The sequence below is a fragment of the Streptomyces sp. NPDC090021 genome (assembly GCF_044748225.1).
Lineage (GTDB): Bacteria > Actinomycetota > Actinomycetes > Streptomycetales > Streptomycetaceae > Streptomyces.
The window spans coordinates 199,213-224,799 of the sequence record NZ_JBIVFO010000001.1; the positions used below are offsets into that span (position 1 = coordinate 199,213).

A 25,587-nucleotide genomic window follows, 5' to 3' on the forward strand; every position below is an offset into this window, starting at 1 on the left:
CCGCAGTGGGTGGCGCTTGCCCGAGCTACTGCTCTTCGCCGGCGGCGATCGTCTCGTGGTGGCGGATGACCTCGGCGATGATGAAGTTGAGGAGTTTCTCGGCGAAGGCGGGGTCGAGCTTGGCGTTCTCGGCGAGCTGGCGGAGCCGGGCGATCTGGCTGGCTTCGCGGCCGGGGTCGGCGGGGGGCAGCTGGTGGCGTGCCTTGAGGTGGCCGACCTGCTGGGTGCATTTGAAGCGTTCGGCGAGCATGTGGACGACGGCGGCGTCGATGTTGTCGATGCTGTCCCGCAGGCGGGCGAGTTCGGCGGTGACGTTCTCGTCGATGCCGTCGGCGGTGGCGTCCTGGCCGTCGCCGGTGCCGTTGTCGAGGTCGCTGATGTTCATGGTGGTCGAGAATACGTGGCGCGGGCCCGCAGGTCGTGGGGGTAGTCGGCCTGTGAGACGGGGCCGGGTCACAGGGGGAGGACGGCGGTGACGATCCAGCCGCCTTCGGGGCCGGGGCCGGCGGTGAGGAGGCCGCCGAGGGCCTGGGCGCGTTCGGCCATGCCGGCGAGGCCGTAGCCGCCGCCGCGGGCTTTTTCGGAGAGGCGGGCGGGTCGGCCGCCGTCGTCGGCGATGCGGACCTCCAGGCCGGTGGGGACGGTGCGGAGGCTGACGCGGACTGCGGTGGCGGTGGCGGCGTGCTTGCCGGTGTTGGTGAGGGCTTCGAGGACGATGCGGTGGGCGGTGGCCGCGACGTGGGCGGGGAGGCGGTCCTCCAGTCCGTTCTCGATGGAGAGGGTGACGGGCGGGCCGGTTCGGGAGAAGCGTTCGGTGAGGCCGCGGATGTCGAGGAGGAGGACGTCGGGGTGGTGTCCGGCGACGGCGGCGAGGGCGGCCTCGCCGTCGGCGACGTCGGCGACGTCGGCGAGGACCTCGATGTCCGGCTGGCTCTCCAGGATCATCCGGAAGCCGGTTCGGACCATTTCCTGGTCGTCCGCGATGACCACGCTGATCGCCATGCGCCACCTGCTCCGCTGTCGCCCGCTGCCGCCGGTTCCCTCCCATGGGACCGGTGGGCCGGTCGGCCCGCAACCGCACGGCGGGCCGCCGGGCGGGTGCCGCGAGGTCCGGACGGCGGTGTTCCGGTCTTGCGGTACGCCGGTCCACGGTACGGGGGCGGGTGCGGGTGCGCCTCGTCCTTCCGGCCGGTTCGCGGGTGGCCGGAAGGACGGGGCGGTGGGGGGACTACAGGGTCGCCGCGGCGCTCTTGATCTGGGCGGCGAAGGTGGAGACCTCGGTGTAGACGCCCGGGTAGTCGGGGCGGGCGCAGCCTATGCCCCAGCTGACGATGCCGACCTGGATCCAGGCTCCGGCGTTGTCGCGGCGGAACATGGGGCCGCCGGAGTCGCCCTGGCAGGTGTCGACGCCGCCCTGGTCGAGGTAGCCGGCGCAGATCTCCTCGCCGGGGACGAGGTCGCTGTAGGCGGCCTTGCAGGCGGCGTCGGAGACGAAGGGGACGGTTGCCTTCATGAGGTAGCGCTGCTGGCCGCCGCCTTCGCGGGTGGCGCCCCAGCCGGCGACGGTGAAGGTGCCGTTGTCGTAGGCCTTGGTCTCGGCGATCTTGAGGGTGGGCAGGTTGACGGGCTTGGCGAGCTTGATCAGGGCCCAGTCCTTGCCGGTGCCGTTGTAGCCGGGGGCGCGCAGGACCTTGGTGGACTTGACCTTGATGGCGCCGGCGCTCTTGAGGTCGACGACTCCGGCGGTGGCGGTGATGGAGGTGTTGTTGCCGGAGCCGCCGACGCAGTGGGCGGCGGTGAGGACGATCTGCTGGGTGTAGAGGGCGCCGCCGCAGCCCATGGAGAGGCGCACCATGAAGGGGAACTCGCCCTGGGCGGCTCGGGTGCCGCCCACGACGGGTGCGGTGCCGGCGGTGGCGGTGCCGGGCTGGAGGCTGACGGCCGCGAGGGCGACGGCGCCGACGGCGAGGGTGCGCTTCATGAATCGCACGAGGCTGGACACAGTCAACACACTGCCTTTCGTGGGGGGTTGGGCCGTGCGCGTCATCGGGGAATGACGGGTCCATGACACATCAGGAGAATGGCGGCCAACAAGAACGCAGTTTCGGCCAACTCCCGCCAGAGCGACAGGGATTGCGGTAAAGGGGCACCGGATGGAGAAGAACGGCGGTCGGGGCGGGACCATCGAGCACGGTTTTCCGCATCTGGCGACCGTGCGCGCATCGATCACCGCGCTGTACCGGCTCATGTCGGCCGACGGGGTCCGCGCCCACGCCCTGAGCCTCTCCCCCGCCGACGCGGCCTTCGAAGCCTCCGACGACCTGCACCTGGGCGCGCAGCGGGTGGCCTCGGCGGTCGTGCGCACGCTGCGGCTGCCCGAGGTGCGCACGGTGGTCGCGTTCCGGCCGATGGCGGAGGCGGCCGTGGTGGAACTGGGCGCGGGGCCCGATTACTTCATCGAGGTCAACGACCGTTTCCGCACCCATCGGCGGGACCTGGCGGCGGCGCTGTCACACGAGATCGCCCATGTGCTGCTGCACCGACTGGCACTGGCCTTCCCCGATCCCGCGGAGAACGAGATCCTCACCGACACCGCCGCCGCCTACCTGGGGGCGGGCTGGCTGCTCCTCGATGCCTACCGGGAGGACGCGCTCACCCACCAGAGGTTCGGCTACCTGACGCCCGAGGAGTTCGGCTACGTCCTCGCCAAGCGGGCCGCGCTGTTCGGCGAGGACCCGTCCATCTGGTTCACCAGCCCCCAGGCGTACGAGGCCTACGCGCGCGGGAGCGCGCCGGCGGCCCGGGACCACCGCCGGGCGCCGCTCACCACCGCCGGCCCGTCGGCGCGGCGGCGGTACGCGAGGGCGCGGCGCGGCGGGGCCGCTCCGGCCGGCGCGGCGTACCGCTTCGAGCCCGAGGACTCCGGCCCCGGGCTGCGGGTCAGCTTCCCGTGCCCGGTGTGCGAGCAGCGGGTGCGCGTACCGGTGCGCGGACGTCTGCGGGCGCGGTGCGGCCTGTGCCGCACGGTACTGGACTGCGACACGTAGTCCCGGCCCGCACACCTGCACGCCCGCACGCCCGCACACCTGCACACCTGCACGCCCGCACGCCCGCACGCCCGCACGCCCGCACGCCCGCACGCCGCATCCGGCTTGATCATTCACCGGTCGGTCGCAAAAAGTTTCCTACCGGCCAGTAGACACGGGTGCGGTTCTCGCCAACTCTGGTCACGTCCCTGCCAATTCGTGTCCGAGGAGCGCCCCCACATGCTCACTTTCCGCCGCACCCGAACGCCCCGTACCGCCGCCGTCGGCGTGGCCGCAGCCGCCGCCGTCCTGGCACTCGTTCCGGCCACCGCCGCCCAGGCGGCCCCGGCCGCCGCACCCGCACCCGTCTCCGTGGCGGCGAACGCCTCGGCGCCGGGCGGGAACGCGGCGATACTCGGCATCGACTACGCCACCTGGCAGCGGGAGGTGGCCGCCATCGTCGACGCGGCCCGGCCCGCCATCGAGCAGCGGATCGCGAACTCGCCCGCCGGCGAGAAGCCCGCCCTCGTCCTCGACATCGACAACACCTCGCTGGAGACGGACTTCCACTGGTTCTGGACCTACCCGACCCCCGCGATCGCCAAGGTCCGCGCACTGACCCAGTACGCCCACGCGCGCGGCGTCGCCGTCTTCTTCGTCACGGCCCGCCCGGGGATCATCCACTCCCTCACCGAGTACAACCTCAAGGCCGTCGGCTACCCCGTGTCGGGGCTCTACGTCCGCGACCTGCCCGACCTCTTCGAGGAGGTCAGCAGGTACAAGACGGCCAAGCGCGCGGAGATCGAGGCGCGCGGCTACACGATCATCGCCAACATCGGGAACAGCCCGACCGACCTGGTCGGCGGTCACGCGGAGCGGACGGTCAAGCTCCCGGACTACGGCGGCAAGCTCTCCTGACGCGCGGGGGGAGCCACCCGGCTCCCCTTCGCCCACGGCCCGCGCGCACGACCCGCGCACAACATGATGGCCCGACTGCGGTTCAGCCGATGGACCCAGCGGGTAGTCATACCTCAACGCACCGACGAAGACTCGGGCCCGACCCCTCGCCAGGGGGCCGGGCCCGCTTCCGTTTCCGGCCCGCTCCGGCCCCCCGCCGGCGGGCCCGCTCCTGGCCGCCCGCGTGGCAGGCCCGACAGGCCTGGCCAGCCGAGTCAACCCCCGCCGTTAACTCCATGGCCGAGAGCCCATTTCGTTTGCGTTAAAGGTGATCAACAGGGCCCTGACCTGGGTTTCCATCGTTACTAAACTCTGTTAAGTTTCCTTTCGCCGATAACTCCTGAGGAGGGGGACATGGCCACAACTCTGGGCCCAGCCAGGCCCGTACCCCGATCCGCATCCGCGCCGCCGGACGATCTCCGGTCCGTGATGCGGCTGTTCCCGACGGGCGTCACCGTCCTGTCGTCCGGTCGGGGCGTCCACGCGGCGGCGATGACCGCGAACTCGTTCGTCTCGATCTCGCTCGATCCGCCGCGCGTCCTGGTCTCCGTCATGAAGTCGTCCCGCACCCACCCGGCGATCGACGAGAGCGGGGAGTTCCAGGTCCACCTGCTCTCCGACCACCAGGGCGACCTGGCACGGCTGTTCGCCTCCCGCGACAAGCCCTTCGGGCGGGAGCTGGAGGAGCACTTCGCCACCGACGGCGAGACCTCCCACCCGTACCTGCCCGGCGCCCTGGCCTCGCTCGGCTGCCGGATCGAGGAGCGGTTCCCCGGCGGGGACCACACGCTCTTCCTCGCCCGCGTCGAACACGTACGGCCCGGCGAGGACACCGGCGGCGCGCTGCTGTTCCACCGGGGCCGGCTGACCCCCGCCCCCGCGGCCGCGCAGTGAGCCCCGGCCCGGGCCCGGCGGCAGCACCGGCAGCACCGGCAGTACCAGCAGTACGGGCCGTACGCGGAGCGATCACGGTGGCCGAGGACACCCCGCGGCAGATCGCGGCCGCCACCCGCCGGCTCGTCGGCGAACTCCTCGTCCGCAACGGACTGCAGCGCGACGCCGTCATCAGCCTGATGTTCACCTGCAGCCCGGACCTCACCAGCGACACCCCGGCCCTCGCGCTGCGCGAGGAGGGCTGGGAGGTGCCCGCGCTGTGCGCGGCCGACACCGCCTGGTCCGGCGCGCCCGCCCGCACCGTACGCGTCCTGGCCCACGTCACCTCGTGCGGCCCGCTCGCACCCGTCTACCTCGGCGACTCCGCGCCCACCCGTCCCGCGCAGTCCCCGGCGTAGTCCGCACCCACCCGTCGTCCACCTCACCGACCACCCACATCACGATCGAGGTCGAGACATGCAAGACCCGTCCCTGTACCCGGATCTCAAGGCCGTCCTGGAGGAACTGCAGGAGGCCCTCGGCGCCGAGCGCGTGCGGCACGACGCCACGGCGCCGCTGCCCCCGGCCCCCAACGTCTCCGCCTTCGCGGCCCGCGACACCCGCGCCGTGCTGCGCCCCGGCTCCGTCGCCGACGTACGCGCCCTCGTCGGCGCCTTCCACCACGCCAAGGCATCCGGCGCCGCGCTCCCCGGTCTGCAGGCCGTCTCCACCGGCCGCAACTGGGGGCTGGGCTCCAAGGAGCCGGCCGCCGGGCCCGTCGTACGCGTCGAACTGGACGGACTCGACGCCCTGCGCGAACTCGACACCGAGGCCGGCTACGCCGTGGTCGAGCCGGGCGTCACGCAGAAGGAGCTGTCCGAACGGCTCGACGGCACCGGCCGGATGCTGAACGTCACCGCGTCCTCCGGCCGCACCAGCGTCCTGGGCAACACCGTGGACCGCGGTGTGGGCCTGCGCCACCAGCGCACCGAGGACCTGCTCGGCCTGGAGGTCGTACTGCCCGACGGCGCACTCGCGCACATCGGCTGGTGGCCCGGCGACACCACCCACGGCAAGGGCGACGGCTTCAACCCGCTCGGCCTCGGTCCCAGCCTGCTGCACCTGTTCACACAGTCCGACTTCGGGATCGTCACCGCCGCCGTGGTCCGGCTGCTGCCGCGCCCGCGGCGCCAGAACACCGTCCGCGCCCGCTTCCACCGCGAGGCGCTGGCCGAGGCGGTCGACGCGCTGCGCACGTGGAAGGCGAACGGCCTGGTCTCGGGCGTGATCAAGGTGTACGACACCGCATCGACCGCGACCTACGGCGGCGGGGACACCGCCGGCGGCTACGTCGCCCACCTGAGCGTGGAGGGCACCGAGCGCTCGGCCGCAGCCCTCAAGGCCGCCCTGCTCGCCGAGATGGCCGAAACGGGCCTGTTCACCTCCGCGGCCCCCGCCGACGAGCAGCCCCCCGCCGCCGACGACGTCGTCGCCCAGGTGGTGGACGCCGCCTACCGCGGCTCGGTCGCGCACAACGAGCGCATGCTCGCCTCCGCGACCGGTGCGGCCGCCGACCGGGTAGACGCCGACGGCAACGGCTGGCTGTTCTTCCTGCCGTTCCTGCCCTTCGACGGCGCCTCGGTGGTACGGGCCCTGGACATCCTGGACCGCATCCACCTCGCGACCGGGATCCGGCCCGGCTCCACGGTCAACGCCCTGGACGCCGACGTCATCGACCTCGTGGTGTCCTTCCCGTTCGACCGGGCCACGCAGGCCGGGGCCGCCCACAGCGCCCTCGACCTCGCCCACACCTGGTTCGGCGAGGCCGGCCTGCGCCCCTACCGCCTCGACTCCGGGCACGCCCGCGCCGTCACGGGCGTCACGGGCGGTGCCGCCGCCGAGGCCGCCCTGCAGCGCGCCCTGCGCGCCGCCGTCGACCCCCTCGGGGTCATGGCCGCCGGACGCTACGCGTGAGCGCCGCCGCCCCGTCCCACCCGACCCGCACCCCTGATGAGAACGTGATGACGACGACGCCGTACGTACCCGACACCGCCGAGGCGATCCTGGACCGCGCCCGCGAGCTCGTCCCGGCCTTGCGGGAGAGCTCCGCGCGCATCGAGGCCGAGCGCCGGCTCCCCGAGGACGTCGTGGAACTGCTCCGCGGCGCCGGGGTGTTCCGTGCCGCCATGCCCAAGACCTGGGGCGGTCCGGAACTGACCTCGATGCAGCAGGCCGAACTCCTGGAGATCCTCTCCGCCGGCGACGTCTCCGTCGGCTGGTGCGCGATGATCGGCATGGACTCCGGCATCTACTCCGGCTACCTCGACGACGAGGTGGCCCGCGGGATGTGGCCGAACCTGGACATGGCCAACTCCGGCTGGATCTACCCGCAGGGCAGGGCCGTCCGGGTCCCCGGCGGCTTCCGCGTCACCGGCCGGTGGAAGTTCGGCTCCGGCTCCTCGCACTGCGACTGGCTGGGCGCGGGTGTCCACGTCTTCGACGAGGACGGCCGGCCGGAGGCCGACCCGGTGACCGGCGCCCCGCGGCACTGGCGGGTGATGATCGCCCGCCCCGGCGAGTACGCCTTCCACGACACCTGGCACACCACCGGTCTGGCCGGCTCCGGTTCGCAGGATTACTCCTGCACCGACCTGTTCGTGCCCGAGGAGCGGTCCTTCTCCTTCTCCGACCCCAAGCGCACCGGACCGCTGCACGCGACCCCGGACGCGATCCTGCGCAAGATGCCCGGCATCCCGCTCGGCATGGCGCGGGCCGCGCTGGACCACGTACGGGAACTGGCCGCGCAGCGCACCGACCGCGAGACCGGCACCCCGTGGCGGGACGACTACCGGATCCAGTCCACGATCGCGCGGCTGGAGGGCGAGCTGATCGCCGCCCGCGCCGGGGTGTTCAGCACGCTCCGGGTGCAGTGGGACGCGTTGTCCTCGGGCGACGTGCTCAGTGACGACGCCCGGGTGGCCACCGCGATCGCCCGGCGGCACGCCTTCCGCACGGCCCGGTCCATCGTCCACGAGCTCTTCGACCTCGTCGGCGGTTCGTCCGTCTACCGGCCGAACCCGCTGGACCGCTGGCTGCGCGACGCCAACACGATGTGCCAGCACGCCGTCGCCCAGGACTCCGTCCTGCAGCTGACCGGGAACGTCCTCCTCGGCGGCACCTCCGCCTCCCCCTTCTTCTAGCAGAGACCGAGACGAGAGAAGCGTCCAACCGTCATGGATCCCATACGTGTTGTGCTGTTCACCGAAGTCAACTCCAAACTCGGATCGCCGTTCCTGAGCATCCTGCACGGCCACCCGGACGTGGACCTGGCCGCCGTGGTCACCTCGCCGCCCGGGAAGCTGTGCTCGTACTTCACCGACGACGAGGAGGCCGTCGACGTCGCCGACCGGGCGCGCGCCCTGGGCGTACGCGTCCTGCGCCCGCGCTCGGTCAACGATCCCGACGCGGTGGAGGCGCTGGCCGCCCTGGAGGCCGACTACTTCGTGGTCGGCAACTTCCAGCAGCTGCTGGGGGCTTCCCTGCTGGACCTGCCGCGCCGCAGCGCCGTCAACTTCCACCCCTCGCCGCTGCCCGAGTTCGCCGGGCTCGCGCCGTTCTACTGGATGGTCCGCGAGGGCGCCTCGGCCAGCTCCGTGTCCGCCATCGAGATGGGCCGCAAGCTCGACGACGGCGACCTGCTGATGCAGCACCACGTCCCGCTCTCGGGCCGCGAGACCGGGCTGGAGCTGCGCACCATGCAGGAGCGCGCGAACGTCCTGATGCTGCTCGACCTGATCCCGCACCTGGTGGAGAACACCCTGGAGCGCACGCCCCAGGACGTCTCCCGCCGCTCCTACTACGGGCGACCGCGGGACGAGCACTACCGGCTGGACTTCTCGCTCCCGGCCGCCGTCGTGGAACGCCACGTCCGGGCCGCCTACCGCAGCCCGGGGGCGTGGTTCACCGCGCCCGGCGGGCAGCGCGTCCGGCTGCTGTCGGCGGCGTACGGCGAGGAGGACCGTCCGGCGCTCGGCGAACGGCCGCCCGGCACCCTGGTGCAGGGCGGCGGCGGGCTGTACGTGGCGTGCGCGGACGGCGACTGGCTGCGGCTGGTCACGGTGGAATGCGGTGGACGCGAGGTGGCCGTGGACGATCCGGCCTTCGCGCTCCTCGGCGAAGCGATGACGGTGGGGTGACGGATGTCCTTGTTCGAAGCGACGCAGCAGGCTGAGGTGCCGACGCAGGTGCGGCGGGTGCTGCACGTGCCGGCGGGTGGCGGGAAGGCCACCTGGCTGTCGGGTGACGTCTACAGCGTCAAGGCGGGCGCGGCGGAGACCGGCGGTTCCATCGCCGTGCTGGAGGCCTCCGTACCGCCCGGTGGGGGCCCTCCCCCGCACCGGCACGCCGACGAGGACGAGGCGTTCTACGTCCTGGACGGCCGGCTGACCATCCGGGTGGCCGAGAACACCTACGAGGCGGGCACCGGCGACTTCGTGTTCGTGCCGCGGGGGACGGCGCACCAGTTCCACAACCACTCGCTGCACCACGCGAAGCTGCTGCTCGTCTTCACGCCGGGCGGCGTGGAGAACTTCTTCCTGGAGGCCGGTACGGAGCCCACCGCGGGCGTGCCGGTGCCGGTGGAGGACCCGCCGGGCGTGGCCGAGGTGGGGGCGCGCCACGGTGTGATTCCGGCCAGTTTCGACTGATCGCGCACTGACGCACCGCCTTTCTGAAACGACCGGTTGGGAATGGGGTAGCCTCGTGACCATGGCCAGGCCCAAGGAGTTCGACCCGCAGACCGCCCTGGTGGCGGCGATGGAACTCTTCCGCCGCCAGGGGTACGAGGCCACCTCGATCCAGGACCTGGTGGACGCGCTGGGCATCAACCGCTCCAGCATGTACTCCGCCTACGGCTCCAAGCACGACCTCTACCTCAAGGCGCTGGACCTGTACTGCGCCGTGGAGGCGGACCGGGCCCGGGAGAGCCTCGCCGAGTCCGACGCGGGCCCGGCACTGCCGGTCCTGCGCGCCTTCCTCCTCTCCTACGTCGACTCCGCGCTGGCCGATCCGCTGCGCGGCGGGTGCATGGTCACGCACGGCGTGCTGGAGCGGCTGCCGGGGGACGAGAAGGCGGCACGGCGGCTCGGCGGTGCGCTGGGCTCGCTGGAGGAGGCGTTCGCCTATCTCCTGCTGCGGGCCCGGGTCTCCGGTGAGCTGGCGCCCGGTACCGACGTACGGTCCACCGCCCGCTTCCTCGTCACCCTCACCCAGGGGCTGCGCGTGATGGAGCGGGCGGCGGACCGGGACTACCTGACCCAGGTCGTCGACCAGGCCCTGGGGGGCCTGTCCCGTACCGCCTGACCGGCTTCCGACCGACGCTCGTCCCTCCCGCACGGCACCGCACTCCACCGCACCGCACGGCACCGCACCGCTCCCGAGGCACGCCTGCCCATGTTCTGGAACGATCGTTTATTTATAGAAAGGTGGTGACGGCCGTGCCCAAGGCCGTGTACGTCCTCGCCCTCGGCATCTTCGCCATGGTCACCAGTGAATTCGTGGTGGCCGGCCTGATGCCCCAGATCTCCGAGGGACTCGGGGCCACCATTCCCCAAGTCGGCTATCTGATCACGGCGTTCGCCGTCGCCATGGCCCTCGGCGGGCCGTTCCTGGCCACCGCCGTGCTGAGGCTCCCGCACAAGAGCGCCCTGATGGTCCTCTTCGCCGTCTTCCTCGGCGGCAACGTCCTGGCCGCCCTGTCCACCGACTACGTGACGATGGCCGTCGGCCGCGTCATCACCGGTGTCGCGTCCTCCGCGTTCTTCGGTGTGTCGCTCTCGGTCGTCGCCGAGATCACCAAGCCCGAGATGCGCGGCAAGGCCATCGGCGCCGCGATGAACGGCCTGATGCTCGGCACCCTGCTCGGCCTGCCCATCTCCACCTTCGTCGGCGGGCAGCTGGGCTGGCGGGCCGCGTTCTGGGCGATCTCCGCACTGACCGTCGTCGCGGCCCTGGCCACGGTCTTCGGCGTGCCCTCCGTGACCGGCACCGGGGCGGAGGGCACCTCCTCCGTGAGGGAGGAGATGCGCGCCTTCAAGAACCCGCGGCTGTGGCTGGTGTTCTCCACCTCCACGCTGATCATCGGCGCCACGTTCTCCGCGTTCAGCTACTTCACACCGATCCTCACCGAGCTCACCGGCTTCAGCGAGGGCGCGGTGCCGTGGCTGCTGGTCGCCTACGGAGCCGCGACCGTGGTCGGCAACAACATCGTGGGCCGGTTCGCCGACCAGCACACCATCGTGACCCAGCTCGTCGGGCTCGGCCTCAACATGGTCTTCCTCGCGGGCTTCGCCCTCTTCGCCGAGGTCACCGTGCCCGCGCTGATCTTCATGATGGGCATCGGCCTGGTCGGCGTCACGATGAACCCCTGCATGATCACCCGCGTCCAGCGCACCGCGAACGCCCGGCCGCTGGTCAACACCGTGCACTCCTCCTTCATCACGCTCGGCATCGTCATCGGCTCCTGGCTCGGCGGTGTCGGCATCAACGCCTACGGGCTGCGGGCCCCGCTCGTCCTGGGCGTGGTCATGGCCTTCCTCGGCCTGTTCACCCTCCTCCCGGACCTGCGGCGCACGAAGGGCGGTACCGGCGGCTCCGCCCCGGCCGCCCCCGAGCCGCAGCCTGCCGCGGCCTGAGCCCGGCACCCTGTCCGGTTCACCCCACTCCCCAGCACAGAAAAGGAATCATTGTGACGACCACTCTCCACGGCGTGGCCCTGGTGACCGGCGGCTCCCGCGGCATCGGCGCCGAGATCGCCCGTACGCTCGCCGCGCACGGCGCCGACGTCGCGATCACCTACCGCGCGAACAAGGAACAGGCCGAGGAGGTCGCCGGCCAGGTGCGGGCCCTGGGCCGGCGCGCCGTGGCCGTCGAGGCCGACGCCGCCGACGCCGAGGCCGTGACCGCGGCCGTGGACCGGGTCGTGCGCGAACTCGGCCCGGTGCGGATCCTCGTCAACAACGCCGGATACGCGGACATGACCTGCCCGCCGCTGGCCGAGGTGCCGCTGGCCACCCTCGACCGGACCCTGGACATCAACGTCCGCGGAGCCTTCCTCGCGGCGCAGGCCGTCGCCCGGTCCATGCCCGACGGCGGCCGCATCGTGAACATCGGCTCCTGCCTCGCCACGCAGGTGCCCGCCCCGGGCTTCACCCCGTACGCCATGTCGAAGGCGGCGGTCCATGGCCTGACCGTGGGGCTCGCCCGTGACCTGGGCGAGCGCGCCATCACCGTCAACCAGGTGGCGCCCGGATCCATCGACACCGACATGAACCCGGCCGACGGCCCGTCCGCCGACTTCCAGCGCGGCCTGAACATCTTCGGCCGCTACGGCCGCGCCGAGGAGATCGCGAGCGCCGTCCTCTACCTGGCGAGCGACGAGGCCTCGTTCGTCACCGGCACCACGCTGACCGTGGACGGCGGCGCCAACGCCTGACCGGCAGGCCCCTCACAGCCGCCGGGTCCCGGAGACGCATCGAGCCCCCTGCTCCGCTCCGGGACCCGGCTCCCCCACCGACACCGCACAGCCCCCACCACGTACCGCACTCGCGCCACGCAAGGGAACCTGTCATGCCGCATCTGGACCGTCGTGGATTCCTCGCCGCCTCCGCCGCCTCCGCCGTCGCCGCGGGCGCCGGTCTGGCCGGTCCGCTCACCGCCACCGACGCCGCCGCCGCTCCCGCGCGCGGGAGCGGCGAACTGGCCGCCATGCCGAACCTCCTGACCCCGCGTGAGCTGCCCTGGCTGGACGCGGCCCGGATGGTCGGCGCGCCGAACCCGGTGTGGGCCAACCCGCTGGCCCGGGTCGGCCTCAAGTCCGCCTACCACCGGCGGAACTTCACCGATCACCAGCTGCGGGCCGCGTACCGGCACCTGTCGCGGACCGGCAATCCCGACACCGATCTGGCCGATCCGGCGGTCAACACCTCCGGCGTCCCGTGGCACGAGCTGTTCTACAAGGGCAACTACGAGCGGCTGCGGGCGGTCAAACGCGCCTACGACCCGCACGGCGTCCTCCGGCACAAGCTCTCGGTCGCGCCGTGACGAGCGCCGGCGGGCAGGCGTTCCAGGGCCGCCACCTGACCATGATGGCCATGGGCGGCGCGGTCGGCACCGGTCTCTTCGTGGGCTCGGCCGAGACCATCCGCGCGGCCGGGCCGGCCGCCCTGGTCAGCTACGCGCTGGCGGGACTGCTGGTGCTGCTGGTCATGCGGATGCTCGGCGAGATGGTCGCGGCGCGTCCGATGGCGGGGTCCTTCGCGGACTACGCCCGGCTCGCCTTCGGCGACTGGGCGGGCTTCACGGTCGGCTGGCTCTACTGGTACGCCTTCGTCGCGATCGTGGCCGTCGAGGCGATCGCGGGCGGGCAGATCGTGCACGGGTGGCTGCCTCAAGTGCCGTCGTGGACGTGCAGCCTGGTGCTGCTCGGGGCGCTGACGGCGGTGAACCTGCGCTCCAGCCGGTCCTTCGGGACCGCGGAGTTCTGGTTCGCCATCGTCAAGATCGGTGCGATCACCGCGTTCCTGGTGCTGGGCGGTGCGTACCTGCTGGGCGGCGGTCCGTCCGGTCCGGCGCTGGGGAACCTCACGGCGCACGGGGGTTTCGCCCCGCACGGGTTCGGTGCGGTCCTCACCGCGACCGTCGGCGTCGTCTTCGCCTTCGGAGGTACGGAGATCGTGGCGGTCGCGGCGGCCGAGTGCCCCGATCCCGGGCGGGCCGTGGCGCGGGCCACCCGTCAGATCGTCTGGCGGATCCTGGTGTTCTTCCTCGGCTCGGTGCTGCTGGTGGTCGCGATCGTGCCCTGGCCGCGGATCAGCGGCGAGGAGAGCCCGTACGTGACGGCACTGGACCGGATCGGCGTCCCCTTCGCGGCGTCCGCGATGAGCGTGGTGATCCTGACGGCGCTGCTGTCCGTGCTGGGTTCCACGCTGTACGCCTCCTCGCGGATGCTGCACACCCTGGCCGGGCACGGGGACGCGCCGCGGTGGGCGGCGGCGCCGCGGCGGGCGGTCCTGCTCGGCACCGTGGTGGGCTGCGGGGCGGTCGTGGCGCAGGCGCTGAGCCCCGGGCGGACCTTCGCCTTCCTGCTCAACTCGACCGGTGCGGTGCTGGTCATCATGTATCTGGGGATCGCGCTCTCCCAGTTCGTACTGCGGGTGCGGACCGAGCGCGGCGAGCCCGAGCGGCTGACGTTCCGGATGTGGGGGTTCCCTTACCTGACCCTGTTGGTGGTGCTGGCTCTTTCGGCGATCCTGTGCTCCATGCTGTTCACCGCGCAGACGCGGCCCCAACTGCTGATGAGCCTGGGCAGTCTGGGCGTGGTGCTGGTGGCGTGCGTCCTGAGGCGGGCGTGGCGGCGTACCGGCGAGTTGCAGTTCGTCAACACGGTAAGGTAAGTGAACGGTGTTTGTACGGGGGGTGCGACACTCTTGCCGTGTCCCTGAGGAGGAGCCCCCCACCATGCAGACCCTGTCCCGCCGTGAACGCCTTCGGATCGAGACCACCGCGCAGATCAAGGAGGTCGCGCTCGAACTGCTCGCCGCCGGTGACGTCGCGGGGATCACCCTGCGCGGCATCGCACGCGAGATGGGCATGACGGCGGCAGCCCTGTACGGCTACTTCGACACCCGCGACGACCTGCTGGCGACGCTGGCCGCGGACACGTACAACCGGCTGGCCGACCAGCAGGAGGCGGCCCGTGACGCGCTGCCCGAGGACGCGACCGCGGCGCGGCTGCTCGCGGTCGCGGGCACCTTCCGGGAGTGGGCCCGCACCCATCCGGCGGAGTTCCGCCTCACCTACGGGGACAGCTCCCCGGGTTACGCCCCGACGGCGGAGAACGTCGTGGCGGCGGCCCGCCGGTGTTGCATGATCCTCCTCGGCCTGGTCGACGCGGCCTGGCCGCAGGCGCCCGAGCGGCTCAAGCGGGCCGAGGCGGAGTGGGCCGACTTCGTGCCCTCCCTGGCGGCGCTGGCCCGCGAGTGCTTCCCGCACCTCCCGCCGCAGGCCCTGCTGGCGTCGCTGCGCGTGTGGGGCCGCATGTACGGCCCCGTCGCACTGGAGGTCTACCGGCAGTTCGGCCCGGACGCCAACCCCCGGGTGCTGTTCCAGGCGGAGATGGACTCGGCCCTGGAGATGCTGGGCCTGGACAAGCCGGCCGCGGCGGCGGCCCGGGCCGCCGCCGCGACGTAGCACCGGCCGCCGCAGGACACCCCCGCAGCGGCCGGCGGTCTCAACCGGCAGGGCCCGGAAGGCACGGTGCAGGCCCGGCCGATCCAGAAGGCACGACCCAGGCCCGGCCGATCCGGAAGCCACGGTGCAGGCCCGGCAGGCTCCGGAAGGCACGGCCGGATCCGTGCGCGGGGGGGCGCCCCGGCACCGCACCCTGATCCGGCCTGATCGGCAGCCCCCTCAGCGCGCCCCGTACACCGGCAGTGGGGCCTCCGCCTGGGCCAGGAGCTCGACCGCCGTCTCGCCCGCCTCCGCCGGGGTCCACCTGGCCCCGCGGTCCGCGGTGGGGCCCGGCCGCCAGCCCTGCATGACCGTGATCCGGCCGCCCTCGGTCTCGAAGACCCTCCCGGTGACCCCGGCCGAGGCGTCCGCGCCGAGCCAGACCACCAGCGGTGAGACGTTCTCGGGGGCCATGGCGTCGAAGCCGCCGTCGTCGGGGGCGGCCATGGTCTGCGCGAAGGTCCGTTCGGTCATGCGGGTCCGCGCGGCCGGAGCGATCGCGTTGACCTGGACCCCGTACGGGCCCATCTCGGCCGCCGCGACCAGGGTCAGGCCGAGGACGCCGGCCTTGGCCGCGCTGTAGTTCCCCTGTCCGACGGAACCCAGCAGCCCCGCCCCGGAGGAGGTGTTGACCACCCGGGCGGCCACCGGGCGGCCCGCCTTCGACTCCGTGCGCCACCACGCGGCAGCGGCCCGCAGCGGCAGGAAATGCCCTTTCAGGTGGACCCGCATGACGGCGTCCCAGTCGTCCTCGTCCAGGTTCACCAGCATCCGGTCGCGCAGGAAACCGGCATTGTTGACCAGCGTGTCGAGGCGTCCGTAGGCGTCGAGGGCGGCCTCCACCAGGGAGTGCGCGCCCTGCGGTGTCGCGATGTCCCCGCCGTGCGCGACGGCTTCGCCGCCGAGCGCCTCGATCTCGCGGACCACCTGCGCCGCCGGGCCCTCCGGTCCGGGCAGCCCGTCCAGTCCCACGCCCAGGTCGTTGACGACGACCTTCGCGCCTTCGGCGGCGAAGGCCAGGGCGTGGGCCCTGCCCAGCCCCCGCCCCGCGCCCGTCACGATCACGACCCGGCCCTCGCACAGTCCCGCCATCTCAGCTCTCCTTGTTGACAGTTGCCGCATCCAGGAACGCCGGGCGCTCCCCGCCGCCGTGCACCAGCAGGCTCGCCCCGCTCACGTACCGCGCCCGGTCGGAGGCCAGGAAGACCGCCGCGTCCCCCACGTCGGCCGGTTCGGCGAGCCGCCCCAGCGGGACGGTCGCCCCCACCGCTGCGATCCCGGCCCCGTCCCCGTAGTGCAGGTGCGCGAGTTCGGTCCGCACCATGCCGAGGACCAGCGAGTTCACCCGTACCTCGGGCGCCCATTCGACGGCCATGGACCGGGCGAGGTTCTCCAGGCCGGCCTTGGCCGCCCCGTAGGCCGCCGTCCCCGGTGAGGGGCGGGTCCCGCTGACGCTGCCGATCATCACGACCGAGCCCCCGGTCCGGCCGAGCCAGGGGCGGGCCGCCAGCGAGGCCGTCATCGGGGCGAGCAGGTTGAGCTCGACGACCCGTGCGTGGCGTTCGGCGTCGCCTTCGCCGAGCAGCCGGTACGGGGTTCCGCCGGCGTTGTTGACCAGGCAGTCGAGCCGTCCGTGGCGGCGGGCGACCGCGTCGAAGAAGTCCCGTACCGCGGCCGGTTCGCGCAGGTCGAGCGCGGTGAAGGACGCCTCACGGCCGTCCGCCGAGACCGGTTCGTCCGGGGGCCGGCGGGCGCACACGACGACCTGCGCGCCGGCCGCGAGGAACGACCGGGCGATGCCGGCGCCGACGCCCCTGGTTCCGCCGGTGACGACGACAACCCTCCCGTCGAACTCCATCGGCTGCTACCTTCCTCACCTAACAAATGTTTGGTGGAAAGGTAGCTGATCCTCTCATGGGTGTCTCCACCTCCCGCCCGGACAAGGGCGTCGCACTGGTCACGGTCGACTTCCCGCCCGTCAACGCGCTGCCCGTGCAGGGCTGGTACGACCTCGCCGACGCCCTGCGGGCCGCGGGCCGCGACCCCGGAGTCCGGTGCGTGGTCCTCGCCGCCGGGGGCCGCGGCTTCAACGCGGGCGTGGACATCAAGGAGCTGCAGCGCGACACCGGCCACACGGCCCTCATCGGCGCCAACCGGGGCTGCTACGAGGCGTTCGCCGCCGTCTACGAGTGCGAGGTGCCCGTCGTCGCGGCCGTGAACGGCTTCTGCCTGGGCGGCGGGATCGGCCTGGCCGGCAACGCCGACGCGATCGTCGCCTCCGAGGACGCCGTCTTCGGTCTGCCCGAGCTGGACCGGGGCGCCCTGGGCGCCGCCACCCACCTGGCCCGGCTGGTCCCCCAGCACCTGATGCGCGCCCTCTACTACACCTCGCGCACCGCGACCGCCGCCGAACTGCACGCCCACGGCTCGGTCTGGAAGGTGGTCCCGCCCGGAGCGCTGCGCGGCGCCGCCCTGGAACTGGCCGCCGAGATCGCGCGGAAGGACGGCCACCTGATCCGGCTGGCGAAGGCCGCCATCAACGGCATCGACCCCGTGGACGTGCGCCGCAGCTACCGCTTCGAGCAGGGCTTCACCTTCGAGGCCAACCTCAGCGGGGTGGCCGACCGGGTCCGCGACACCTTCGGGAAGGAAGAGCGCGCATGAGCGACAAGTCCATGACCGTCGACGAGGTGGTCGGGCAGCTGCGCAGCGGGATGACCCTCGGGATCGGCGGCTGGGGGTCCCGGCGCAAGCCGATGGCCCTGGTCAGAGCTCTGCTCCGGTCCGAGATCACTGATCTGACGGTGGTCTCGTACGGGGGCCCCGACGTCGGCCTGCTGGCCGCCGCGGGCCGCATCCGCCGGCTCGTCGCCCCCTTCGCCACCCTCGACTCCATCGCTCTGGAGCCCCACTTCCGGGCCGCCCGCGAACGCGCCGCCTTCGCGCTCACCGAGTACGACGAGGCCATGTTCATGTGGGGCCTGCACGCCGCTGCCAACCGGCTGCCCTTCCTCCCCGTCCGCGCCGGCCTCGGCTCCGACGTGATGCGGGTCAACCCGGAACTGCGCACGGTGACCTCGCCCTACGGCGACGGCGAGGAGCTCGTCGCCGTCCCCGCCCTGCGCATGGACGCCGCCCTGGTCCACCTCAACCGCGCCGACCGCCTCGGCAACGCCCAGTACCTGGGTCCGGACCCGTACTTCGACGACCTGTTCTGCGAGGCCGCCGACGCGGCCTACGTCTCCTGCGAGCAGCTCGTCGAGACCGCCGAGCTCGCCAAGGCCGGCCCACCGCAGTCGCTCCTCGTCAGCCGGCACTCCGTCACGGGGGTGGTGCAGACCCCGAACGGCGCGCACTTCACCTCCTGCGTCCCCGACCACGGCCGTGACGAGGCCTTCCAGAAGCTCTACGCGAGCACCCCCTGGCCCGAGTTCTCGGCCCGCTTCCTGTCCGGGTCGACCGAGCACGACTACCAGTCGGCCGTCCGGGCCTGGCACGAGGAGCAGCAGTGACCCCGACGACCGCCACCACCGCCACGGCCACCGGCGGAGCCACCCGTGCCGAGTACTGCGTGATCGCGTGCGCCGAGGCCTGGCGGGGCGACGGCGAGGTGCTCGCCAGCCCGATGGGGCTGATCCCCTCCTTCGGGGCCCGGCTGGCGAAGCGGACCTTCTCCCCCGACCTGCTGCTGACGGACGGCGAGGCCATGCTCGTCGGGCTGGACGGCACGCCCGAGGGCTGGCTGCCCTACCGGCGGCACCTGACCATGGTCACCGGCGGCAGGCGGCACGTAATGATGGGCGCGAGCCAGATCGACCGGTTCGGAAACCAGAACATCTCCTGCATCGGGGACTGGGAGCGGCCGACCCGGCAGCTGCTCGGAGTGCGCGGCGCTCCCGTCAACACCTTGAACAATCCGGTGAGTTACTGGATCCCCAGGCATTCGACCCGGGTCTTCGTCGAGCGCGTCGACATGGTCAGCGGTGTCGGCCACGACCGGGCCGCCGAGGCCGGGGTGACCCGCTTCCACCGGCTGCCCCGGGTGGTCAGCGACCTCGGGGTCTTCGACTTCGCAGGCCCCGGGAACGCGATGCGACTTGCCTCCCTGCACCCGGGGGTCACCGTCGAGGAGGTCCGGGCGGCGACGGGCTTCGAGCTGGCGCTGCCCGAGGAGGTCCCGTACACGCGGGAGCCGACCGCGCACGAGCTGCGGCTGATCCGCGAGGTGATCGATCCGAAGGGTCTGCGCGACCGGGAAGTGCGGGTCTGATCCGGTGGAGACGGCGTTCACGAAGCTGGTCGGGGTCGAGCACCCCCTCGTGCAGACGGGCATGGGCTGGGTCGCCGGCCCCCGCCTGGTGTCGGCCGCGGCACGCGCCGGCGCCCTGGGCATCCTGGCCTCGGCGACGATGACCACGGACCAGCTGCGGGCGGCGGTCCGCGAGGTCCGCTCCCGCGTCCCGGAGGGGACCCCCTTCGGCGTCAACCTGCGCGCGGACGCCGGGGACGCGCCCGAGCGCGTCCGGCTGATCATCGACGAGGGGGTGAAGGTCGCCTCCTTCGCACTCGCGCCGTCCAGGGAGCTGATCGCCCGGCTGAAGGACGCCGGTGTGGTGGTCATCCCGTCGATCGGGGCCCGGCGGCACGCCGAGAAGGTGGCGGCCTGGGGCGCCGACGCGGTGATCGTGCAGGGCGGCGAGGGCGGCGGCCACACCGGTGACGTGGCCACCACCGTGCTGCTGCCGCAGGTCGTGGACGCCGTGGACATTCCGGTGGTCGCGGCGGGCGGCTTCGCCGACGGCCGGGGGCTGGTCGCGGCCCTGGCGTACGGGGCGGCGGGCATCGCGATGGGCACGCGGTTCCTGCTGACCTCGGACTCGACCGTCCCGGATGCGGTGAAGGCCGAGTACCTGAAGGCGACGGTCCGGGACGTCACCGTCACCACGGCCGTCGACGGGCTCCCGCACCGCATGCTCCGTACGGAGCTGGTCGACTCCCTGGAGCGGTCCGGCCGGGCCCGGGCGCTGGTCCGGGCGGTCCGGCACGCGGCGGGCCTGCGGAAGCTGTCCGGCCTGGGATGGCCGCAGATGGTCCGTGACGGCCTGGCGATGAAACACGGCAAGGACCTGTCCTGGAGCCAGGTCCTGCTGGCCGCGAACACTCCGATGCTCCTCAAGGCGTCCATGGTCGAGGGCCGTACGGACCTCGGCGTCATGGCATCGGGCCAGGTCGCGGGGGTGATCGACGATCTCCCGTCCTGTGCGGAGCTCGTCTCCCGTGTCATGGCCGAGGCCCACTCCGTGCTGGACCGTCTCCACGGGCCGCACGGAGCGCACTCGCCCGGCACCCTGCCACCACCAGGGTGATCCCCCTTCTCCGTCACAGGAGTCGCTCCCATGAGCCGTATCAGAATCCGCAGAGGGGCCGCGGCGGCCGTCACCGCCTTCGCCCTCGCCGCCCTGCCGACCGCCGCGCACGCGGCGGCGGCACCCGGAGCCGGGCTCGGCGCCCGGCACCAGCACCAGCACCAGCACCAGCACCAGCAGCAATCCGAAACGATCCGTCAGATCGTCCTCCAGGGCGCCGTCAACGTCCGCGACCTTGGCGGCTATCGCACCTGGACCGGCGGCCAGGTCCGCCAGGGACTCGTCTACCGCTCCGACGCACTGGGCAAGCTGACCGACGCCGACGTCACCACCGTCTCGGGTCTCGGCCTCACGAAGGTCGTCGACTTCCGCATCCCGATGGAGGTCCAGTACGACGGCGCCGACCGGCTGCCCGCCGGACTCGCCCCCACCGCACGCCCGGTCAGCGACCTCGGCCTCTACGGGACGCTCGTGGCGGCGATCGGCAGCGGGGACCCCGTCACCCAGGAGCAGATGCTCGGCGGTGGCCGCGCCGAGGCCTACATGCGCGACATCTACCGCACGTTCGTGACCGGCCCCGAGAACCGGGCGCAGTTCGCGGCGACCCTGCGGGAGCTCGCGGACGGCCGGCAGGGTCCGGTCCTGTACCACTGCACGTCCGGCAAGGACCGGACCGGCTGGATGAGTTACGTGCTGCTGCGCGCCCTCGCCGTGCCGGAGGAGACCGCCGAGCGCGACTACCTGGCGTCGAACACCTTCCGCGCCGCCTACGACGCCAGGGTGCGGGCGGGCCTCAAGGAGTCGGGCCGGATGCAGAACCCCGACCTGCTGATCCCGCTCCAGGAAGTCCGGCAGGACTACCTGGACTCGGCGACGGCGCAGATGGAGGCCGACTACGGCAGCTTCTACGGCTACCTGACGCAGGGCCTCGGCCTGGACCTGTGGACGCTGGCGAAGCTCCAGGACAAGCTGGTCCGGTAGCGGATACGACGACGGGCAGTGCGCGAGGCACTGCCCGTCGTCGTACGCCGTGGGGATCCGGTCAGACCGTGCGGCGGCGGCCCTGGCCGCCGGTGCCGACCCGGCTGCGCGCGGAGGCCGCCGCAGCGCCGCCGCCGGAGCCGCCCGTGCCGCGTCGGCCGCGCTCGCCGGAGCCGCCGGCCGAGCCGCCCTGGCCGCGGCGGGCCTGGCCCGCGCCGGAGGCCGCCGGGGCCTGCCCGGAACCGCCGCCGGAACGACGGGCGCGGCCGCCGCCGGCCGCCGGGGCGCCGCCCGTGGCGGAGCCGGTACGCGGGCCGCCCGAGCGGCGGCGCGAGCCGGAGCCCGAACCGGAGCCGCTGCGCGCCTTCGGCGCGGGCTGCTGCGGCACCTCCAGCACCACCGGGACGCCCGAGGGCTCCCTGGCGCCGGTGAGCCGGGCCAGCTCCTCGTCGGAGGACTTGATCTGGGCGGTGCGCGGGGAGATCCCGGCGTCCGACATCAGGCGCGTCATGTCCCGCTTCTGGTCGGGCAGCACCAGCGTGACCACGCTGCCGGACTCACCGGCCCGGGCGGTACGGCCACCGCGGTGCAGGTAGTCCTTGTGGTCGGTCGGCGGGTCCACGTTGACGACGAGGTCGAGGTCGTCGATGTGGATGCCGCGGGCCGCCACGTTGGTGGCGATCAGTGCGGTGACCTCGCCCGTCTTGAACCAGTCCAGGGTGCGGTTGCGCTGCGGCTGCGAGCGGCCGCCGTGCAGGCCGGAGGCGCGCACACCCTCCGCCAGGAGCTTCTTGACCATGCGGTCCACACCGCGCTTGGTGTCCACGAACATGATCACCCGGCCGTCGCGGGCGGCTATGCGCGTGGCCACGGCCTTCTTGTCGGTCTCGTCCATGACGTACAGGACGTGGTGCTCCATGGTGGTGACCGCACCGGCCGACGGGTCGACGGAGTGGCCGACCGGGTCGCTGAGGAACATCTTGACGAGCCTGTCGATGTTCTTGTCGAGGGTCGCCGAGAACAGCATGGTCTGGCCGCCCTCCTCGACCTGCTTGAGCAGCGCGGTGACCTGCGGCATGAAGCCCATGTCGGTCATCTGGTCGGCCTCGTCGAGGACGGTGATCGACACCTGCGAGAGGTCCGCGTCACCGCGGTCGATGAGGTCCTTCAGACGGCCGGGGGTGGCGACGAGCACCTCGGCGCCCCGGCGCAGGGCGCCGGACTGCCGGTTGATCGACATGCCGCCGACGACGGTGGCGATGCGCAGGTTGACGGCCGTGGCGTACGGGCTCAGCGAGTCGGTCACCTGCTGCGCGAGCTCGCGGGTCGGTACGAGGACCATCGCGAGCGGCGCCTTCGGCTGCGCGCGGCGGCCGGCGGTACGGGCGAGGAGCGCCAGGCCGAAGGCGAGGGTCTTGCCGGAGCCGGTGCGGCCGCGGCCGAGGAGGTCGCGTCCGGCGAGCGAGTTCGGCAGGGTCGCGGCCTGGATCGGGAAGGGCTCGGTGACGCCCTGGGCGGCGAGGGTCTTCAGCAGCGCCTCGGGCATGTCCATGTCCTCGAACGCGGCGACCGGCGGCAGCGCCGGGACGGTCGGCTCGGGCATGGTGAATTCCTGCGGCCGGGGGGCGGGCGGGGCGGACTTCTGACGTCCCGCGCCAGTCTTCGGACGCCCCTGGGCCGCTCCTCGTCCCCGGGCGGGGCGGCGGCTGGGTCGTGCGGAGCTGGAGCTGGTCATGCGAGAAAGCCCTCCTGAAACCGGCAGGTGAAACAAAGGTCGAGACAGCAGACAAGCCGGGGTCCGCACCTCGCGGCGCGGACCCCGGCATGCTGAAGGAATTAGGCGGGGATGATGTTCTCCGCCTGGGGGCCCTTCTGGCCCTGCGTCACGTCGAAGGACACGCGCTGGCCCTCGGTGAGCTCACGGAAGCCCTGGGTGGCGATGTTCGAGTAGTGGGCGAAGACGTCCGGGCCGCCGCCGTCCTGCTCGATGAAGCCGAAGCCCTTTTCCGAGTTGAACCACTTCACGGTGCCAAGTGCCATTTTGAATCTCCTGAATAGGCGGCAAGGGCCCCATCCGGAGATCCCGGTAAAAACAATAAAAGCGCCTGAGGACATTCCCGTCAGGCGCACATAGTTTCATGGGTACCACAACTGCAACGCTGCCTAAGCTAGCACACCTCCGTCCCGTGGTGTGAGCGAATGAGTGTGACCTCCACCCCCCTGGACTCGGAAGTCCCTGGTGGCGGGCTCCCCCGCCTGGTTTGATCATGGGATGGCAGCGATCAGAGAGCCCTGGGGGCTCAGTGTGCTCGGCGCGGGCAGCGTGTCCGCCGAACCCAGTCTCGCCTTCGTGGACCTCGCGGTCGACCTCCTCGCCCCGACGCCCAAGGTGGCCTTCGCCGAGGCGGGGGCGGCGGTGGCCCGGCTGCGCGAGACCCTGCGCGAGCACGGCGTACCGGACGCGGACGTCTCCGGTTCCCGGCTCCGGCTGACCTCGCAGTACAGCGGGTACGGCGCGGAGCGGACCTTCCTCGGCTACAGCTGCGAGGCGAAGTACACGGTGCAGACGGAGGCGCTCGACCGGCTGGAGCTGCTGATCGAGGACGCCGTCACGGCCGGGGCGAACCGTGTCGACGACGTCCGCTTCGAGGTCCGGGACAAGCCCGCGATGCGCGACGAGGCACGGGCCCGCGCGGTCGAGGCCGCCCGCCGCAAGGCCGAGGTGTACGCGGAGGCCTGCGGGACCGGACTGGGGGCGGTGATCCATATCCAGGACGTGAACCCGGAGTCGGTCGGCGGCCACGGCCACGGCGTCGGGCGCGCGGACCACGAGCACGACGGCACGCTCTCGCCGGGCTCGGTGCGCGTCGACGCCGCGGTCCTCCTCGGCTTCGCCCTGCTGCCCGCCTCCTGACACCCGCGGCGGGGGCGGCCGTCGGCTACAGGCGTTCGATGATCGTCACGTTGGCCTGGCCGCCGCCCTCGCACATCGTCTGGAGGCCGAACCGTCCGCCGGTGCGCTCCAGTTCGTGCAGGAGGGTGGTCATCAGCCGGACCCCGGTCGCGCCCAGCGGGTGGCCGAGCGCGATGGCGCCGCCGTTGACGTTGACACGTTCCGGGTCGGCCCCGGTCTCCTTCAGCCAGGCCAGCACCACCGGCGCGAACGCCTCGTTGATCTCCACCAGGTCGATGTCGGCCAGGGTCATGCCGGTCTTCTTCAGCGCGTACGCCGTCGCCGGGACGGGCGCGGACAGCATGCGGATGGGGTCCTCGCCCCGGACCGACAGGTGGTGGATGCGGGCCCTGGGCCGCAGGCCGTGTTCGCGCACCGCCCGCTCGGAGGCGATCAGCATGGCCGCGGCGCCGTCGGAGACCTGGGAGGAGACCGCGGCGGTGATGGTGCCGCCTTCGACGACCGGCTTCAGGCCGGCCATCTTCTCCAGGGTGGTGTCCCGGCGCGGACCCTCGTCCGCGGTGACGTCGCCGTGGGCCACGATCTCGCGGTCGAAGCGGCCCTCGTCGGCGGCGCGCACGGCCCGCCGGTGGGAGCGGAGCGCGTACTCCTCCATGTCGCGGCGCGAGATCCCCCACTTCCGCGCGATGAGCTGGGCGCCGTGGAACTGGTTGACCGGGGCGTCGCCGTACCGGGCGCGCCAGCCGGCGGAGCCCGCGTAGGGGCCCTCGGTGAGGCCGAGGGGTTCGGCCGCCTGCCGTGAGGCGAAGGCGATCGGGATCATCGACATGTTCTGGGTGCCGCCGGCGACCACGAGGTCCTGGGTGCCGGAGAGCACGCCCTGTGCGGCGAAGTGCACGGCCTGCTGGGAGGAGCCGCACTGGCGGTCGACGGTGACGCCGGGGACCTCCTCGGGCAGGCCGGCGGCGAGCCATGCGGTGCGGGCGATGTCCCCGGCCTGCGGGCCGACGGTGTCGAGGCAGCCGAAGACCACGTCCTCCACGGCGGCCGGGTCCACTCCGGACCGTGCGACCAGTTCCTTCAGGACGTGGGCGCCGAGGTCGGCCGGGTGGACGGCGGACAGGCCGCCTCCGCGTCGTCCCACGGGGGTGCGTACGGCGTCGACTATGTAGGCCTCGGGCAT

Annotated in this window: 28 protein-coding genes; 20 read left to right on the top strand and 8 right to left on the bottom strand. The window is 72.7% G+C overall.

Annotation, left to right across the window (positions count from 1 at the left end; genetic code table 11):
• Positions 1-25 precede the first annotated feature (25 nt).
• The 3 genes from ACIPXC_RS00910 to ACIPXC_RS00920 form a co-directional block, all read right to left on the bottom strand.
• On the bottom strand, positions 26-385 hold the full coding sequence (locus ACIPXC_RS00910; RefSeq protein WP_401611873.1) for a chorismate mutase: 360 nt from the start codon (positions 383-385) through the stop codon (positions 26-28).
• Between the two features lie 68 nt (positions 386-453).
• The gene (locus tag ACIPXC_RS00915; RefSeq protein WP_401611876.1) at positions 454-1,002 is read right to left on the bottom strand and encodes an ATP-binding protein; all 549 of its coding nucleotides are present in this window, start codon (positions 1,000-1,002) and stop codon (positions 454-456) included.
• A gap of 226 nt (positions 1,003-1,228) precedes the next feature.
• Positions 1,229-1,981 carry a S1 family peptidase gene (locus tag ACIPXC_RS00920; protein ID WP_401611878.1) on the bottom strand — a complete coding sequence of 251 codons (753 nt, stop codon included), beginning with the start codon at positions 1,979-1,981 and terminating at the stop codon, positions 1,229-1,231.
• Positions 1,982-2,153: 172 nt separating this feature from the next.
• On the opposite strand from ACIPXC_RS00920, the gene ACIPXC_RS00925 reads away from it, so the two are divergent.
• From ACIPXC_RS00925 to ACIPXC_RS00990, 14 genes are all read left to right on the top strand, one after another.
• Positions 2,154-3,047, top strand: a complete 894-nt coding sequence (locus tag ACIPXC_RS00925; RefSeq protein WP_401611880.1) for a hypothetical protein — start codon at positions 2,154-2,156, stop codon at positions 3,045-3,047.
• A gap of 219 nt (positions 3,048-3,266) precedes the next feature.
• Positions 3,267-3,944 carry an HAD family acid phosphatase gene (locus tag ACIPXC_RS00930; RefSeq protein WP_401611882.1) on the top strand — a complete coding sequence of 226 codons (678 nt, stop codon included), beginning with the start codon at positions 3,267-3,269 and terminating at the stop codon, positions 3,942-3,944.
• 393 nt (positions 3,945-4,337) lie between these two features.
• Positions 4,338-4,877, top strand: coding sequence for a flavin reductase family protein (locus ACIPXC_RS00935; protein WP_401611884.1), 540 nt, complete (start codon positions 4,338-4,340; stop codon positions 4,875-4,877).
• Complete coding sequence (locus tag ACIPXC_RS00940) at positions 4,874-5,275, top strand: chorismate mutase (protein ID WP_401611886.1); 402 nt, start codon at positions 4,874-4,876, stop codon at positions 5,273-5,275. Before ACIPXC_RS00935 ends, ACIPXC_RS00940 begins: the two co-directional genes overlap by 4 nt.
• A 58-nt stretch (positions 5,276-5,333) precedes the next feature.
• The gene (locus tag ACIPXC_RS00945; RefSeq protein WP_401611887.1) at positions 5,334-6,830 is read left to right on the top strand and encodes an FAD-binding oxidoreductase; all 1,497 of its coding nucleotides are present in this window, start codon (positions 5,334-5,336) and stop codon (positions 6,828-6,830) included.
• A gap of 47 nt (positions 6,831-6,877) precedes the next feature.
• Positions 6,878-8,056, top strand: coding sequence for an acyl-CoA dehydrogenase family protein (locus ACIPXC_RS00950; protein WP_401611890.1), 1,179 nt, complete (start codon positions 6,878-6,880; stop codon positions 8,054-8,056).
• A gap of 33 nt (positions 8,057-8,089) precedes the next feature.
• On the top strand, positions 8,090-9,052 hold the full coding sequence (locus ACIPXC_RS00955) for a methionyl-tRNA formyltransferase (protein WP_401611893.1): 963 nt from the start codon (positions 8,090-8,092) through the stop codon (positions 9,050-9,052).
• Positions 9,053-9,055: 3 nt separating this feature from the next.
• Complete coding sequence (locus ACIPXC_RS00960; protein WP_401611895.1) at positions 9,056-9,562, top strand: cupin domain-containing protein; 507 nt, start codon at positions 9,056-9,058, stop codon at positions 9,560-9,562.
• Positions 9,563-9,623: 61 nt separating this feature from the next.
• Positions 9,624-10,217, top strand: coding sequence for a TetR/AcrR family transcriptional regulator (locus ACIPXC_RS00965; RefSeq protein WP_401611897.1), 594 nt, complete (start codon positions 9,624-9,626; stop codon positions 10,215-10,217).
• 134 nt (positions 10,218-10,351) lie between these two features.
• Entirely contained in the window at positions 10,352-11,548 is a 1,197-nt protein-coding gene (locus ACIPXC_RS00970; RefSeq protein WP_401611899.1) for an MFS transporter, read from the top strand.
• Positions 11,549-11,598: 50 nt separating this feature from the next.
• Complete coding sequence (locus ACIPXC_RS00975; protein WP_401612027.1) at positions 11,599-12,348, top strand: SDR family NAD(P)-dependent oxidoreductase; 750 nt, start codon at positions 11,599-11,601, stop codon at positions 12,346-12,348.
• 134 nt (positions 12,349-12,482) lie between these two features.
• Positions 12,483-12,956: a BBE domain-containing protein gene (locus tag ACIPXC_RS00980; RefSeq protein WP_401611901.1), complete on the top strand. Its 474-nt coding sequence runs from the start codon at positions 12,483-12,485 to the stop codon at positions 12,954-12,956.
• Positions 12,953-14,308: an amino acid permease gene (locus ACIPXC_RS00985; protein ID WP_401611904.1), complete on the top strand. Its 1,356-nt coding sequence runs from the start codon at positions 12,953-12,955 to the stop codon at positions 14,306-14,308. Before ACIPXC_RS00980 ends, ACIPXC_RS00985 begins: the two co-directional genes overlap by 4 nt.
• 64 nt (positions 14,309-14,372) lie before the next feature.
• A complete protein-coding gene (locus ACIPXC_RS00990) occupies positions 14,373-15,104 on the top strand; it encodes a TetR/AcrR family transcriptional regulator (RefSeq protein ID WP_401611906.1) in 732 nt (243 codons plus the stop codon).
• Between the two features lie 219 nt (positions 15,105-15,323).
• On the opposite strand, the gene ACIPXC_RS00995 is transcribed toward ACIPXC_RS00990, so the two are convergent.
• Together ACIPXC_RS00995 and ACIPXC_RS01000 are read right to left on the bottom strand one after the other, a co-directional pair.
• A complete protein-coding gene (locus ACIPXC_RS00995; protein WP_401611909.1) occupies positions 15,324-16,235 on the bottom strand; it encodes an SDR family oxidoreductase in 912 nt (303 codons plus the stop codon).
• 1 nt (position 16,236) lies between these two features.
• A complete protein-coding gene (locus ACIPXC_RS01000) occupies positions 16,237-17,001 on the bottom strand; it encodes an SDR family oxidoreductase (protein ID WP_401611910.1) in 765 nt (254 codons plus the stop codon).
• 56 nt (positions 17,002-17,057) lie between these two features.
• On the opposite strand from ACIPXC_RS01000, the gene ACIPXC_RS01005 reads away from it, so the two are divergent.
• From ACIPXC_RS01005 to ACIPXC_RS01025, 5 genes are read left to right on the top strand one after another with little or no spacing between them, the layout of a single operon-like run.
• The gene (locus tag ACIPXC_RS01005) at positions 17,058-17,807 is read left to right on the top strand and encodes an enoyl-CoA hydratase family protein (RefSeq protein WP_401611912.1); all 750 of its coding nucleotides are present in this window, start codon (positions 17,058-17,060) and stop codon (positions 17,805-17,807) included.
• Complete coding sequence (locus ACIPXC_RS01010; protein WP_401611914.1) at positions 17,804-18,655, top strand: CoA transferase subunit A; 852 nt, start codon at positions 17,804-17,806, stop codon at positions 18,653-18,655. The genes ACIPXC_RS01005 and ACIPXC_RS01010 overlap by 4 nt, the downstream gene beginning before the upstream one ends.
• On the top strand, positions 18,652-19,413 hold the full coding sequence (locus ACIPXC_RS01015; RefSeq protein WP_401611917.1) for a CoA-transferase subunit beta: 762 nt from the start codon (positions 18,652-18,654) through the stop codon (positions 19,411-19,413). Before ACIPXC_RS01010 ends, ACIPXC_RS01015 begins: the two co-directional genes overlap by 4 nt.
• 4 nt (positions 19,414-19,417) lie before the next feature.
• Positions 19,418-20,509 carry an NAD(P)H-dependent flavin oxidoreductase gene (locus ACIPXC_RS01020; protein ID WP_401611920.1) on the top strand — a complete coding sequence of 364 codons (1,092 nt, stop codon included), beginning with the start codon at positions 19,418-19,420 and terminating at the stop codon, positions 20,507-20,509.
• A 30-nt stretch (positions 20,510-20,539) separates the two neighbouring features.
• Positions 20,540-21,490: a tyrosine-protein phosphatase gene (locus ACIPXC_RS01025; protein WP_401611922.1), complete on the top strand. Its 951-nt coding sequence runs from the start codon at positions 20,540-20,542 to the stop codon at positions 21,488-21,490.
• Positions 21,491-21,551: 61 nt separating this feature from the next.
• Here the strand turns inward: ACIPXC_RS01025 and ACIPXC_RS01030 are convergent, their stop codons facing one another.
• A complete protein-coding gene (locus ACIPXC_RS01030; protein WP_401611924.1) occupies positions 21,552-23,225 on the bottom strand; it encodes a DEAD/DEAH box helicase in 1,674 nt (557 codons plus the stop codon).
• 101 nt (positions 23,226-23,326) lie between these two features.
• Positions 23,327-23,530 carry a cold-shock protein gene (locus ACIPXC_RS01035; RefSeq protein ID WP_030028954.1) on the bottom strand — a complete coding sequence of 68 codons (204 nt, stop codon included), beginning with the start codon at positions 23,528-23,530 and terminating at the stop codon, positions 23,327-23,329.
• A 232-nt stretch (positions 23,531-23,762) separates the two neighbouring features.
• Between ACIPXC_RS01035 and ACIPXC_RS01040 the strand changes: the two genes are divergently transcribed.
• Entirely contained in the window at positions 23,763-24,404 is a 642-nt protein-coding gene (locus ACIPXC_RS01040) for an SIMPL domain-containing protein (RefSeq protein ID WP_401611926.1), read from the top strand.
• A gap of 25 nt (positions 24,405-24,429) precedes the next feature.
• On the opposite strand, the gene ACIPXC_RS01045 is transcribed toward ACIPXC_RS01040, so the two are convergent.
• The gene (locus tag ACIPXC_RS01045) at positions 24,430-25,587 is read right to left on the bottom strand and encodes an acetyl-CoA C-acetyltransferase (protein ID WP_401611929.1); all 1,158 of its coding nucleotides are present in this window, start codon (positions 25,585-25,587) and stop codon (positions 24,430-24,432) included.